The organism is Streptomyces sp. enrichment culture (genome assembly GCF_964272855.1).
In the GTDB taxonomy this organism is placed as follows: Bacteria; Actinomycetota; Actinomycetes; order Streptomycetales; family Streptomycetaceae; genus Streptomyces.
Genome location: NZ_OZ186847.1, coordinates 800175 through 813912, shown reverse-complemented (window position 1 = coordinate 813912; position 13738 = coordinate 800175). Strand labels below are relative to the sequence as shown.

The 13738-nt window shown below is 70.7% G+C and carries 15 protein-coding genes; all 15 read right to left on the bottom strand.

The features are described from left to right. Nucleotides 1–10 precede the first annotated feature (10 nt). Nucleotides 11–892: a hypothetical protein gene (locus ACSU6L_RS03355; RefSeq protein WP_437053350.1), complete on the bottom strand. Its 882-nt coding sequence runs from the start codon at nt 890–892 to the stop codon at nt 11–13. Between the two features lie 85 nt (nt 893–977). After that, nucleotides 978–1493, bottom strand: a complete 516-nt coding sequence (locus ACSU6L_RS03350; RefSeq protein ID WP_437053348.1) for an AAA family ATPase — start codon at nt 1491–1493, stop codon at nt 978–980. Then, nucleotides 1490–3856, bottom strand: coding sequence for a methyltransferase, FxLD system (gene fxlM, locus ACSU6L_RS03345; protein ID WP_437053346.1), 2367 nt, complete (start codon nt 3854–3856; stop codon nt 1490–1492). Before fxlM ends, ACSU6L_RS03350 begins: the two co-directional genes overlap by 4 nt. Nucleotides 3857–3889: 33 nt before the next feature. Beyond that, nucleotides 3890–5269: a phosphotransferase gene (locus ACSU6L_RS03340; protein ID WP_437053344.1), complete on the bottom strand. Its 1380-nt coding sequence runs from the start codon at nt 5267–5269 to the stop codon at nt 3890–3892. Next, the gene (locus ACSU6L_RS03335) at nt 5266–5766 is read right to left on the bottom strand and encodes a hypothetical protein (protein ID WP_437053342.1); all 501 of its coding nucleotides are present in this window, start codon (nt 5764–5766) and stop codon (nt 5266–5268) included. The genes ACSU6L_RS03340 and ACSU6L_RS03335 overlap by 4 nt, the downstream gene beginning before the upstream one ends. Nucleotides 5767–5995: 229 nt before the next feature. Continuing rightward, the gene (locus ACSU6L_RS03330; protein ID WP_437053340.1) at nt 5996–6226 is read right to left on the bottom strand and encodes a hypothetical protein; all 231 of its coding nucleotides are present in this window, start codon (nt 6224–6226) and stop codon (nt 5996–5998) included. A gap of 13 nt (nt 6227–6239) precedes the next feature. Further along, a complete protein-coding gene (locus ACSU6L_RS03325; protein ID WP_437053338.1) occupies nt 6240–6914 on the bottom strand; it encodes a pentapeptide repeat-containing protein in 675 nt (224 codons plus the stop codon). A gap of 61 nt (nt 6915–6975) precedes the next feature. Beyond that, the gene (amcA, locus tag ACSU6L_RS03320) at nt 6976–7152 is read right to left on the bottom strand and encodes a multiple cyclophane-containing RiPP AmcA (protein WP_437053336.1); all 177 of its coding nucleotides are present in this window, start codon (nt 7150–7152) and stop codon (nt 6976–6978) included. Then, nucleotides 7130–8203, bottom strand: coding sequence for a radical SAM protein (locus ACSU6L_RS03315; protein ID WP_437053334.1), 1074 nt, complete (start codon nt 8201–8203; stop codon nt 7130–7132). The genes amcA and ACSU6L_RS03315 overlap by 23 nt, the downstream gene beginning before the upstream one ends. A gap of 515 nt (nt 8204–8718) precedes the next feature. Further along, complete coding sequence (locus ACSU6L_RS03310) at nt 8719–9567, bottom strand: helix-turn-helix domain-containing protein (protein WP_437053332.1); 849 nt, start codon at nt 9565–9567, stop codon at nt 8719–8721. 30 nt (nt 9568–9597) lie between these two features. After that, nucleotides 9598–10110 carry a DUF6879 family protein gene (locus ACSU6L_RS03305; protein WP_437053330.1) on the bottom strand — a complete coding sequence of 171 codons (513 nt, stop codon included), beginning with the start codon at nt 10108–10110 and terminating at the stop codon, nt 9598–9600. Beyond that, entirely contained in the window at nt 10061–10345 is a 285-nt protein-coding gene (locus tag ACSU6L_RS03300; RefSeq protein ID WP_412694737.1) for a hypothetical protein, read from the bottom strand. The genes ACSU6L_RS03305 and ACSU6L_RS03300 overlap by 50 nt, the downstream gene beginning before the upstream one ends. Before the next feature lie 712 nt (nt 10346–11057). After that, a complete protein-coding gene (locus ACSU6L_RS03295) occupies nt 11058–11810 on the bottom strand; it encodes a class I SAM-dependent methyltransferase (protein WP_437053328.1) in 753 nt (250 codons plus the stop codon). Nucleotides 11811–11837: 27 nt separating this feature from the next. After that, a complete protein-coding gene (locus ACSU6L_RS03290; RefSeq protein WP_437053326.1) occupies nt 11838–12428 on the bottom strand; it encodes a class I SAM-dependent methyltransferase in 591 nt (196 codons plus the stop codon). Beyond that, nucleotides 12425–13717 (bottom strand): MFS transporter, encoded by a 1293-nt coding sequence (locus tag ACSU6L_RS03285; RefSeq protein WP_437053324.1) that lies wholly within the window; start codon nt 13715–13717, stop codon nt 12425–12427. Before ACSU6L_RS03285 ends, ACSU6L_RS03290 begins: the two co-directional genes overlap by 4 nt. Nucleotides 13718–13738 lie beyond the last annotated feature (21 nt).

The window sequence follows — 13738 nt, the reverse complement described above, 5'->3', positions numbered from 1 at the left end:
TCCGGGGCGGTCACGGTACGGGGACGGGGGTGCCGGTGAGGTGCTCGGCGTGGCGGGCGAGGTGGGGAGCGAGGTCCGGGTGTCCGCCGCGCCCGGCGACCTGGAGGAGCTGGGCGAGCGCGACGAGTTCACCGGTCCGTCCGGCGGACGTGTCCAGGACGTGGGCGAACTCGTGGCGGATCCGGGCGGCCGTGGCCGGCCGAGTGAGGCTGTACGCGTGCAGGAGCCCGACGTCGAAACCGACGGGGACCAGGCCCCACCCCTCCCAGTCGAGCATGACCAGCGGCGGGCCGGTGAGGTTCGCCCAGTGAAGATCGCCGTGTCCAGTGGTCCAGGCGCTGACCTGGAAGGCGGGGATGCCCAGGAACCGGGTGAGGTTCTTGTCGACCCACCGCTGCCGTACGGCCTGCCGGTCGGTCAGGACGGTCGACGTCGCCTCCAGAGCCAGGCGGAGGTCGGCCCACCACACGGACGGCAGATCGAGGTCCGCGGTGAGGACCGGGCCGCCGCTCTGGAGTGCGGGCAGCGGCACGTACTCGGACAGCTCCGCGCGGTAGGCGTGGCCGTGGGCGGACCATTCGAGCACATCATGGAGTCGGGGCCTTGGCACGGTCGGGGGTAGCGCATGGTGGGCCGTGGCCGTTCCCTCCCACAGGCGGAGGTTGCGCTTGTCCTGCGGCGCGCAGACCAGGCGGAGCCACCACTGGCCGGCCCTCCGGCCCAGGGTGCGGCCCTGCCAGCCCCACACGTCCGGGCCGGTGGGCGTCACCTTGAACGTCCGGGCCGCTGCCGCGTGGGCGTGACGCATCCGGACCTGGTCGTCGCGGTCGGGCGGCGGCACGAACACCGCCGTGGTCGAGGAACCGGCCGCGGGGCTGGCCGCTTTATTCACGACCACGCTCCGCAAGCTCGGCCGAGACGGGTCGCGTGGGGTCGGCCGCCCCTGAGAAAGGTCGGGACGGCGTGGATGGCGAAGGTCATGCCGCTGGTACCTCTGGTGGTCGGGGCCGTGCGGGGGCCGTGAGATGCACGTAGTCGAGGGCCGCTTGAAGGGTGTGCTCGGTTGCGAGGGTGCTGCTGGTGTCGATGGCGTGGCCGTCGGCGTTCATCCAGGCGGTGGCGGCCTGGTGGCAGTCGGGTGCGCGTCGGCGGCGGTAGGCGCGTACGGCTTCTGAGGTGGTGGAAGCTGTCGGCCTGGCGGAGCGGGGTAGAGATCTCCCCGGCGTAGGTGGGGGTTGAGGACGGTCATCGACACGATGACGGGGCCGCCCGTGTGCGGGACCAGGCCGGCAACGAAGGGCGCCGGTCAGCTGCCGCCACAGCGGCAGGTCCTGGTAGTCCCTGGGCCGTAGGGCGTGGTCGGCGAGTGTGCTGCGCAGCAGGTCACCGACGGCCTCCGGGTCGGCGACCATCGCGCCGGGCAGAGCGCGGCACAGCCCGGCGGCGAGGGTGGTCTTGCCGCCGCCGAACGGGCCGTTCAGCCAGATGATCACGCCTTCCCCATGGGCGCGTAGATCGCATCGGTGCACTGAGCGGGGCTCGGAAACGCGCTGCGACCCGGCCACCGGAACACGAGTCGGCAGTGTTCCTTGTCCAGGACGTCCCCGGCGGGCAGCAGCTCGTCGGGCGTGCCGGCCGGGTGGACGGTCAGGACAGGATCAGCGTGCTTGTCGTTGTCGGCGGCGCGGATGTGGCGGTCCCAGGCCCGTACCGTGGCCGCCAGCTGCTCGGCGAGCTGTGGGCCCTGCTTGCCGAAGGCGTGGACGACCCACTCCCACTCCTTGTCCTCGGGGCGCTCGCCGTGCCGGGTCTGGATATGCGTCAGGTAGGCGAGCGAGCCGTCGCCGACGATCGCTGGTGCGTCACGGTCCTTCGCGATGGCGGTGACACCCGTGTCCTGGTGGGCGGCCAGTCGGCAGAAGGCGGGCAAAGTGGTGGCCGCGTACAGCTGCAGGGAGCCGAAGTAGGCGCCCGCCCCCATGGTGATGCCGGTGGCGATATCGTGCCGCGGCCCGCGGAGCGTCTCCTCCAGGCCCGCTGTCGGGGCTGCGTCGCCGTTGTCGAAGCGGAGCGTCAGCTCGCCGTCGAGGAGGCTGGTGACCGGGATGGTGCGGGCCTGCTGTCCTTGGTCCCGGACGAAGCCGCAGTAGGTGAAGTGCCGGGCTTCCAGAACCTGCCCGCGGCGCTCGAAGGCGATCGCCCGGGCGTAGCCGCCGATCTCCAGCGGCAGGACCAGGCGACCGCCCTCGGCCAGTTGCTCCCGCCAGGCCGGGGCGATGTCCCAGCAGTTGTAGGTGATCATGCTGGCGTCGAAGCCGCCGCGTGGCACGAGGTGGGCGGGGGCACCGAGGGCCGCGTCGGCCTCGACGACGGTGACGCGTCCGCTGCCGGCCTCCGTGAGGAACCGGCGGGTGCGGCGCACGACCCACGGGTCGATGTCAAGGGTCACCACCCGCCCCTCGGGGCCTGCGACGTGAGCGATCAGCTCGGCGTTGTAGCCGCCGGATCCCGCCTCGAACACGATCGCGCCCGGCATCAGGCACAGGTTCTCGATCATGTCGGCCTGGAGCCACGCTGCGGACACCGAGCTGATCGCCGTACCGGTCGCGTCGCGCCGGGTGATGACGGCCCGGTCGCCGCCGTCGTACGCGGTCGTCAGGTTCGCTTCCGGGGCGAAGCGGTGGCGGGGCACGCTCCGCAGCGCGTCGCGGACCCGCTCGGAGGGGGCCCAGCCGCCGTCGATGACCGTCTCGGCCATTGCCTGACGCAGCCGGGCCGCTTCGGCCGGCTCACCCGGCACGGCCGGCTGATCGACGGCGATGGGGTAGGCGGCCGCCGGCGGCAGGTCGGGAATGATGCCGGGCCACACGGCATCAAGCGCGAGCGCGGCAGGGGTGAAGATGTCGCCTGCGCAGGCGAGGGCGTGCAGGTCGTGCCACTCCCACCGGTCGAACAGTGTCGGCTCGCGGTTAGCCAGGGCTCCTGTCCAGGCGGTGATGCGGACGACCGCGGTGAGCCGGGGCACGCCGTGACTGTCGTCGGCGATCATCGTCACCGCATATGCCCCGTCCGGATCGGCGACCAGGCCCGTCTCTTCAGCGAGTTCGCGCACCGCCGCGGTGGCGAAGTCCTCCGGTCCGCTGGTCTTCCCACCGGGCAGCTCCAGCATGCCGCGCCGGGAACGGCCGAGCAGGACCCGGCCGGCATCGTCGGTGACGACGGCAAGGGCGCCGGTCAGGGCGTGACCGGTGGTCGGCCTCTTCTCGACGGCCCGGGTGTCGGTGTGGCAGGGGCCGCGCAGGACCAGGAAGGCCAGGTCGTCCGCGTCCAGCCGCTCCACCGTCCTCCAACCGGCGGCTACCAGGGCGATCTCGCCTTCGTCCAGGGCGATTCCGCGCCGCTCATCAGGCGTGTTCTCCACCACCGGTGTGATGACGACCAGAGCGCCGCCGTCCCGCAGCCGCTCACCCAGCCCGTGCACGACGCGATGGCGGTCGTGCAGGAACGGATACATCAGCCGCATGACGATCAGGTCGTACCCGTCCTCGTCCAGCGGGGCCGGGTCGTCGCGCTCGATGTCCAGATGCAGCCAGCGCACCCGCTCGATGTCGACGTGCTCTTCGCGGGCCCGGGCGAGCGCGCTGCCGGCGAAATCCACGGCGTCCACGGTGTAGCCGAGGGAGGTGAGGAAGACGCTCATCTCCCCAGTGCCGCAGCCCACGTCGAGCGCCCGGCCGCCGCTGTCGGGGGCGGGCGTGTGCTCGGCGAGCAGTTCCCGCTCGCGCTCACCGACCTGCCGGAAGTTCTTGCCGTCGCTGTAGTGCTGCTCCCACTGGTCGCGGGCGATGTACGTCAACGTGCTGCTCCTCGTGCGTAGGTGCGGTGCTGGTCAGGTGTGCTGTGCGGCGCGGAGCCGGGCCAGGGTGCGGTGGCCGCGCTCGACCAGCTCGGGGTCGCCGTGGGAAGCGCCGTAGGAGATGCCGGACACGGCATCCAGGACGGACAGGATCGTGAACTGCGCTTCTTCCACCGGGGTGAAGGGACGGCCGTAGCCGTCCATCACGGCTTCCAGGAGGTCGGGGCGGCCGTGCCACGCGTCGGACAGCCGGACGAAGTCCCGTACCGCCGGGCCCTCCTCCGACCGCTCGAAATCGAGCACGTACAGGGTGTCGGCTGCCTCGTCCCAGCGCAGGTTGCGCAGCTGGAAGTCGCCGTGCGTGGGGACCGCCTCCAGTGCGGGCAAGGACGCGGCGCTCTCGGCCGTGGCGCGGACGAACTCCTCGTCACCGGGAGCGAGGAGCGGCCGGGCACCGTCCAGGTGCCGCTCCAGCCTTCCCACGGGCAGTGCACCTCCGCCCGGCCGGGGCGGGACGCTGGTGTGGATGGAGGCGGCGAGCTGCCCGATGCGGTGGAAGATCCGGCGCTGCTGCTCGGGTGGGTAGGTGGCGCCGTGCAGGGACCGGCCCCCCACCGCGGTGAGGACCACGGCCCGCAGCACGTCATCGGCGGCCACCAGGCGGGGCGCGGCCGCGCCCAGAGCGGGGACCCAGCCACGCAGCGCGCCGACTTCGCGTTGGTGGAAGCGGTCGTTCTGGTGGATCTTGACGTACCAGGAACCGCCCTCGGCACCGTGCGCTCGCCAGACGCGGCTTTCCTCGCGAGCCCAGGAGACGTCCGTCCAGCGGATGATCCGGCCCACCGCCTGCTCGATGAAGGCACGCACGTCGTCCGGGACGGCGCTGCGGCTGGTGAGGTCGGGGACCAAGACCAACCGGTCGGCAGCCGGGTCGTAGGCGATCGGGTCGCCGGGCTCCTGGAAGTGCACGCCCATGTGTGCGCCGGCCTGGTAGGCGTCCAGCCCGGCCCGGCAGTACGCGACCATCGGCTCCGGCAGCTCGTCGAGCGGGAACCAGCCCATGGCATCGCACACCCGGGGTTCCATGACCTGCGGGGTGCCGTGCCAGCGCCGCACCTCGAAGAAGACTCCGATGCGTGCTCCGCCGGCGGGGGAGCGGTGGTGAATGGTGACGGCCGCGCGGACATCGGCCGGGTCGACGACGACGCCGGTCTCCTCGCGGGTCTCGCGCACTATCGCCGTGACCATGTCCTCCCACGGGCCGTCCAGATGTCCGGACGGAAGGTGCCAACAGCCAGCGGCGTAGACGTCACCGGCCCGGCGGGAGAGCAGCACCTCGGGCCCCGCCGTGCCGTGGCGCAGTGCGATCAGGTGCACGTCGAGCGGCTCGGTGTGCCGCTGGGCGCCGGTCATGCGTCACCGCCGCGGCGGCGGGCGGGCAACACGGTGAAGAGCGCATCCTCCTTCAGGCCGCCGTCGCGGGCATGCTCCTGGAGCAGTTGCAGAGCCTCGGCCTCGAAGTCCTGGTGGCGGTCGGCGAAGAGGGCATCGCGGAGCTTGTCCGCGGTGGGACCGTCGGCGAACAGCTGGGTGAGGGCGCTGTTGACCGCCACCAGCCCCCAGCCCGCAGTGACGCCCTGCCCGAGCTGGGCCGCCACAACCCCGGCGAGCGCCCGCCGGTCCGTCTCCCAGCCGGTGCGCAGCACCATGCCCACCATGCGGGGCAGCGCCGCCGCCATGTGCCCGAAGCCAAGCCGAGTTAGCGGCCCTTTGTGCCGGACGTAGGACTGGTCATAGCGCAGCCGACCACCGTACAGCTCCCGCTCGGAGTTCGAGATGCTGGTCGTGGCCGTCGCGGCGGCCTTCGGCGGGTTCGCGGTCTCGTCGCTGTCTGGTTCGACTCGCGTCAATGTGTTCCCTCTCGGAGCCGGAGTGGTGGCGTCGGCATGTCCAACGACGCCGCCGCGATTTCGAACACGTGTCTTTCGGTCGGGTTGCGCACCCTGGGATTCCGCGGTTCTTCGAAGGTGCGCAGTGCACCGACCCTTGACGTGCAAGAGCATGCGGGCGGGGACGAGTTGGCCGAAACGCCGATGCTCGGTCGTTGCGGCTGTATGCGGTCAGCAGCGCTGCGGACCCTCACCTTGGTTGCAGGGGCGGGCGGACGATCTCCACGAGCGTGCTTGCCGGCGTGGCGGTGGGCGCCGTGAGCGCGCGGGCGGCGGCATCGGTGATGGGCCGCCAGGGTCCAGCGGGAATCACGGCGCCGGGTTCGTAGGCGGGCTGCTCGGTGTGGGCGGTCCGCACGGTCGTGACGTCGCAGCGTTCGCTCAGTGCGTCGGGGCTGGTGAAGGCTATGTGCAGCGGCATGCGGCGCTCCGGGTCAGTCGTCTCCGACGGCGATGTCGAGTTCGCTCACCAGGGCCTGGGCGAGGTCGTGCTGCTGGCCCGGGTCGATGCGGACCCTGGCGAGGTGGGCGACCCCGCGGAGGGTGGCGAGGTCGTTGCCGCGCAGGTCGGCACCTCGGTAGCGGCCGGGTCCGAATTCGGTGAGGCGCAGTGTGCAGTCGGAGAAGACGACGTTCGACAGGTCGCAGTCGGTGAACGTGGCTTCGGTGAGGATGCAGCCGGCGAAGGCGACGGGGCCGGTGGCGCGGACCTTGGTGAAGGTCGTGTAGTCGAGCTTGCAGTTCTCGAATAGCACGTCGTCCAGGACCAGGCCGTCGAATGTGGCGCCGAGGAGCTTGGTGTCCCGGATGACGACGCGGGTCAGCTTGCTCTCGTTCCAGCGCGCCACGCCGAGATCGCTACCGGTGATCTCGACGCCGTGCAGGTTCAGCGACTCGAACGCGACGCGCTGTGCGCGGACGCTATGGATGCGGCCGGTGATGAGCTGGGTGTGAGCGAGTTCGAGGGAGCGGAGGTCCATGTCGCCGAAGGAGAAGTCCTGCACAGCGCCCCGCGGATTGTCCAGGGTGCCGACGTTGGCGAGGTAGAGGCCCGGCTCGTCCAGGTCGGGCGTGGTGATCGTGGCGGCGCCGAAGGTTCGGATGCTCATGGTGCTCCTGGTTCTGCTCCAGGGGGCCCGGTTCGCCGGGCCGCCCGGATGTCAGGGTGGGTTAGGACTTCTTGCTCCAGTCGTCCCAGGTGGGACGGTTGTCGAACACGGGCGTGGGGTTGTCCCAGGTGGGACGGTTGTCGAAGGTGGCGAGGGGGCGGGTGCCGGTCGCCTCCAGGAGGGCCTGGAAGCCCTGGGCCGAGTTCATCACGAGGTCAGTGGCGGTGTGCGGATGCATGACGCGCGACTCCTTCGAGTAAGGCGATCTTGGCGGTGGTGCAATACCGGGTTCGGGTCCCGTCGAAGCGGCCGTCGTGCTCGAAGTACCGGTTGGCCGGATGGGCTCCTCCGCAGAAGGCGAAGAACGGGCAGGTAGCGCGGCAGGCGTCCACGCCCTTCCAGAACTCGGTGATCCAGGGGGTGCGCTCCTCGGCTTCGGTCACGAGGACATCGAGGCCGTCGCGGAGCACGTTGCCGGTGGTGAAGTCGCCGAACCGCTCGTCGGTGAAGCCGGCCAGCTCGGGCGAAAGCATGACCACGCCGCCGTCGTAGGCGATGGTGGGCAGCGGGTCCCACGGCATGCCAGCGGGCGTGGAAGCCGGCGTAGGACCGTGGAGGACGGCGCTGGCGAAGTTCACCACCCTTGTGATCTCCCGCAGTTGTACGACGGGGTTGCTCCTCCAGGCGTCGGCGAGAGCGGTCCAGAACTCGGCGGACCGGACGGGATCGGCCTCGGTCGCATGGCGGTTGACGCCCTCGGTCTCTTCGACGTTGACACCGAGGGCTGTGACGCCGACGTCGGCGAAGAACTCGTAGAAGCGGGCCGCGTCCGCGGGGTCGGGGTCGGAGACGACGGCGATGGCGGAGAACGCGAGGCCGTGCCGGCGCAGACGGTCGATGCCCCGCATCGCGACGCCGAATCCGGGGCGGCCGGCGAGCGTGACGCGATGGGTGTTCATGTCCTCGGGGCCGTCGAGGCTGACGCCCACGTGTACCTCGTGCTCCAGCAGGAACTCACACCATGCGTCGTCGACGAGGGCGGCGTTCGTCTGGACGGAGTGCTTCACGCCCTGGAAGGGGGCCATGAGGGCGGCCAAGTGCTCGCGCCCGGTCGCCAGCGGCTCACCGCCGTGCCAGACGACCTCAAACGTGGGGTCTTCAGCCGCCCACTGGTTGACGGGCCGCGCCGCGGCCTGTGCGACGGCGAGTGGCATCAGGTGCTTCGTCTTCCGGAACGGCAGATAGCAGTAGGCGCAGTCCAGAGGCAGACACAACGTGGTGGGCTGCATGATCACTGCACGCGGTCTGGAGGCCAGGCGAGACCGGCTGGACATCGCGCTCCTCTCGATCGGGTTCGAGCGGGCCAGGTCAGGAGATGAGCTGCATGTTGACCGCCGCCGTGGTCCCCTCGACGCCGGACGAGGGCCGGACGTGCGTAACCCGCAAGGTCCGCCCGGCGCCTCCTGGTGCACGATGGCCGTAAGGGTTCCCTCGCCCCGGCTGGCAATGTCGCGAACCGTCCTTTGCAACCAGGGGGTAGCCGTCCTCGTGGAAGAACGACGCCCGGTCGCTCACGGGCACACCTCGCGCACCGTTGTCGGCCAGAGGTACGCGAGGGCGGGTCTGGTTGGGCACGTGCGGTTGGGCGGCGGAGCCAGAGCTCGAACGGAGCGCGGGCATCGGTGACTCCTCGGGGGCTTCGGGGAGGAAGAGGCCCGTAGGGTCGTCGGTCTCCGGGCGGCAGTGACCACGCTAGGAAGCTCCGCGCTGCGACCTCAACGAAGTTGCCACTTCTTGCCGGGATTCACTCGAGGGCGTCGATCGCGGAGAGGATCAGGGCGCGGGCCTTGGCGCCGTGGACCGCCATGCTGGCCAGGTTGTTGAAGGCGCGGTCGTAGTCGGCGATCTCGCTCGGCTGGGTGATCCGCAGGTATCCGGAGGTCAGCTCGACGGCCACCTCGGTGTCGTCGAACATGTAGAAGTCTTCGGCGGGCAGGCACGAGCGGCTGGCGCCGAGAGGGATCACGCCGAGGCTGACGAAGGACCGGGCGCTGACCGACATCAGGCGGTCGAGCTGGCCGGCCATCGCTTCGGCGTCACACACGGCCGCCCGCAGGACGTACTCCTCGATTAGCAGCCCGAACCTATGCCGCCCGCTGAGCAAGGTCTTCTGGCGGTCCATCCTGGCCTGGACGGCTTCTTCGACGTCGTCCACGGTGACGCGGTCGCGCTGGATCGAGCGCAGGACGGCAGCGGTGTATTCGCGGGTCTGCACCATGCCGGGCAGAACCCTGCTCGCATAGACGCGAAAGAGGCCGGTGCGCTCGTAGAGAGCGGCAACGGACTCCTGGGCGGCGCGGAGCCCGCTGCGCTCCATCTGCCGCCACTCCGTGTACATCGAGTCGACGGCGCGGGCGGCGGCGATGAGGTCGGAGATCTGGTCCGCGGCTCCGCACGCGGTGCACCAGGTCCTGATGTCCGACTCGGACGGTGCCCTGCGCGCGCTCTGAATCCGGCTGGTCTTCGAGGCGCCCCACCCGCACCGGACGGACAGCTCCTCGCCGGTCAGCCCGGCATCCCTGCGGAGGTCTTTCAGGCGGCGGGCGAGGGCCTTGCGTGCTTCGACGACGCTGGAGGACGGAGACGACGGCATGCTGATGGTCCGGTGGCGGTGGAACGGGAACTAGACCGCGAACTCCTCATGCGGGACCGCCCGCTCCCACACGGCCTCGAACGCCGCCACGACCGTCTTCACCACAGTGGGGTCCTCGTTGAACTCGTGCCCCGCCCACTCGCCGTCACCAGTGAACCAATGGAACAGCACCCGCTCGTCATCGATCAGCCAGAGGTCGTTACCCGGGACCATCAGGTCGGAGGCGAGCCGACGCGGCAGCCAGCGCACATCCTCCCCCGCGGCGATGTTGTGCCGCCCGGTGAGGGAGTGCTCCCACTTGATGTACTCGGTCACCGGCTCCGAGACGATACGTGCGCGGCGTACGGCGACGCCCCGGGCCACGGTCTCCTGCACCAGAGCGCGCCACTGCCGGTAGGCGTCGGGCAGCTCTACCTCGCGACCGTCCCGCCAGGCGTCGAACACCGGGTCGGCCATGTAGGAGTCGCGCATCTCCAGGTGGACAGCCGAGCGGTCAGCGCTCCTGAGCAGAGCGGTGAAGTCCGGCACGTCGTTCTGCGGCATCGCACGCCTCTCTCAGATACGGAATCATCCCGACGGGGATGCGCACGACGCCCTCGTGGTCGGGCACGCCCACGGGGTGTCCCGGTACCCACTCCGTCGTGTCGATCTTCGCCTTCATCTCCGGATCCGGGAGCCAACCCTGGACGACGATCTCGGCTGACTCGTCCTCGACCCAAACAGTCGGCGAGCCGCCGTTGGGCGAGTCCGGATCCTTCCCGACGAACTGTAGAGCCACGATTCCTCCCAGCCGCAAGCCAGTTGCCAACTCTTGCGCACAATTCCCCTGCCGAAGGGTGCGGTCAAGGTGGCGTGGCGAGTTTGGCGCATTCACGGTTCGGAGAGACCGCCGAAGGGCTACCTCGGCTCCGACAGCACTTCGGCTACAGCGTTCCGTCAAGGTCCCATACCCGCGATCTTGCGGCCGATCACCACAGGTCCAGTGCCTCCAGGAGGCGCGCGGCCGTGAGCAGCGGCGAAGAGGTCCCCGAAGTAGCACCGTTGCGGGTCAGGTTGGCGGTAGCCCTCAATGGGCCCGGACGCTTGAGGACGGCCTTGATAGTGAACTGCCCGTTCGTCACGATCACGGCGAATGGCGGCCGGTTCCTGCGGCTGGCGACGGCCTTCGCGGCCGAGGTGGCGGTCCCCTTCTCGCCCCTCCCACGGCGGATCGGAGTCAAGGTCGACAGGACCCCGCCAAGTCCAGCGGGATCGGGTACAACGCGTTCCACATGGACCTGGTGAACGGGACCCTGCCCCGGACTGCACCACGCTCCTGTGCGTCCGCCCCGCCCCGCCCCGCTCGGCGGCGGTCCCGGCATCCTCTCCGACGCCCATGCGCCCGGCTGGCCGAGTGGGCGAGCGTCTCGCCTGGCTCCACGGATCCGCCGGCCAGCCCGTGGGGCCGCCTCGGTGGCGGCCCATCAGGACACCGTCCGGGCCGTGCACGATCACGCCGAATCGAGCGCCGTGTTCGGCGGGGGAGGCGCGGTCGTACGGGGACGGCTCGCGACTTGCTCCGGCCGGTGGGCCACATACAGCCGGTACGAGGCATGGTTGTCCGCCTGCGGAGCGTCGATCGCAGTGACCGAGTCCAGGACGAGGCCGTGCGCGACCAGGAGGTCCTCCCACAGCTGTGGGGTGAGGACCCACATGTGCCCGGGGAGCTCCTCGGTGGTGCCGGGTAGCCGCAGCACTTCGGGCCGTGCCATCACAGAGACCGAGGGGCCGTCGCCGTGGGAGTTGGTGTGCAGCGCGCTGAACACGAAGCGCCCGCCCGGCTTGAGCCCGTTGGCCAGTGCGGGCAGGAGCCGGCGCGGGTCCGCGAAGTGCACGGCGCTGACCGAGTAGATCAGGTCGTACGGGTCGGCATCGCGCAGGTGGGTAACTGCGTCAGCACAGACCAGGCGGAGCCCGGGCGTGTCGAGGTAGCGGGCGACGGCGCGCTGGTGCTGGGTGGGGGAGGAATCCACAGCGGTGACCGTCGCGCCCATGGCCGCCACGCGCGCTGCGTGCCGGCCGAGCCCGCTGCCGAGGTCGAGCACGCGCAGGCCCTTCACGTCGCCGAAGACCTCGCTGCCGGGGCCTGCCCCGTCGATGGCCCACGTCCACCGGTCCAGTTCGGGCAGCTCGACCTTCCTGGTGAGCTGGTGGGTGCCGTACGCGGTCCAGGTGCCCAGGTTCTGTGTCTCGAAGTCCGTCATCGCTTGCTCCTGTTGCAGAGAGGCTCGTCAGGGTCGGAGGGCGTAGCAGCGCAGGGCGTCGAGGTCGGCGGTGCTCACGACGGACCATCCGGCCGTGAGGGTCTCGGCCTGCGCAGGGGTGATCCCGAGCGCGAGAAGGGCCGGATCGGTGGTGGTCCGCCGGCCGGCGATCTCGGTGACGACCCAGAACATGCCGCCGGGAGCCAGTAGTGCACGGACGCGGTTGACGAACGACTCCTTGTCGTCCATCCACCGGTAGACCAGGCGACAGGTGATGACCGCGTACGCCGCTTCCGGTAGGGCCGTGAGATCGTCGGTGGTGATGTCCAGGCACTTCCAGTCCGGCCCGGGAACGGGGCCGTTGTCCTGGGCAGCGGCGAGCGCGATGGCGCTGGGGGAGCAGTCGACGCCGGTCGCGTGGTACCCGAGCTGGTGATGCAGGTGACGGGTCACCGCGCCGTCGCCGCAGCCGATGTCGAGGGCCGGGCGGGAGTGGCCGGGGCCGAGGTGCTCGTCCAGGAGCCGCTTCTCGGCGTCGTCGAACTGCCGGTACCGGCGGCCCTTGGCCCACAGTGGCTCCCAGTAGGAGGCGCTTGAGGTGGACGCGGTGGTGGTCATGATGCTCCTTCACGGGCGGGAGGTACGGTCGCGGAGCCGGGTGGGGCGGGCATGCCACGCAGGGCTCGGACAGGTGACGTCAGCAGCAGGACCACGGGCACGACCTGGAGCAGCGCGCCGATGGCGAGGACTGCGCGTACCTCGAGGAAGAGCGCCAGGGCGCCGGAGGTCGCGGCGGCGAGGGGACGGCATCCAGCGGTCACCGTGGTGCTGGCTGCCTGCATCCGCCCCTGGAAGCGCGGATCGCAGAGGGTCTGGCGGAGTGACCTCTGGCTGACCCCTGCTGCCGTCGCCCAGAACAGCTGCACGGCGAGCGTCGCGGCCAGAGCGATCTGCCAGCCACGGCCGGGCCCGGCGAGAAGCAGCGGCACCTGCGCGACGGGGCTGACCGCGAACCCGGTGACGATCGTCGGGCCGACGCCGATCCGAGCCGAAATTCTTGCCGCGAGCAGCGCGCCGGCCAGACTCCCCGCACCACCCACGCCCATCATCACCCCGAGCGCGGTCGGGGAGGCACCGAGCCTCGTCAGCAGGTAGTAAGCCCAGTACGTATTCGTGATCGCCAGCCCGAAGGACAGCGTCGACAGGGCGGCGATCACCGTCCGGATCGTGGGCTGCCCGATCACGTATCGCACGCCTGCAGCGATGTCCCGCCCGAGGCTTCGGTGCTCGGGGGTCGCGTGGGTGAGCGGTTCGGGTGCGCGGATGTGCCAGACGAGTACGGCGGAGACCAGGAAGGATGCGACGTCGGCGAGGACCGATCGGGCCGGGCCGACGGCGCCGACGAGCGCGGCGCCCGCGTTGCTGCCGACGCTGTCGGCGACCGAGGACGCCGCGCCGAGCCGGGAGTTCGCGCCCTGTAGCTGGTGGGGCTCGACAATGGCCGGCAGGAGACAGATGGCCGCGGCGTCGTGCTGCACCTTGGCCGCGCCGAGCACGAGCGTCACCACATAGAGCTGGCCGATGGTGAGAACGCCGGCCAGGGCGGTGGCCGGGACGGTGGCGAGAGCTGCGGCTGCGGCCAGGTCCGAGACGATGAGCTGGGGTCGCTTCGCGTGCCGATCCGACAGTGCGCCTGCCCACAGCGCGAGCGTACTGGGGAGCTGACCGAGGAAGGCCAGCACCGCCACCTCCGCAGCGCTGGCGTGGAGTTCGAGGACGGCCAGCGCGGGCAGGGCGATGGTGCTCACCGCCGATCCGGACAGGCTCGCGGCCTCACTTCCGAGCAGGTATCTGAAGGCCGGGATCGCCCACGCGGTTTGTCTCGGTTCCCGGGTGGAAACCGTCACGCGGCCTCACCCCCACGGGTC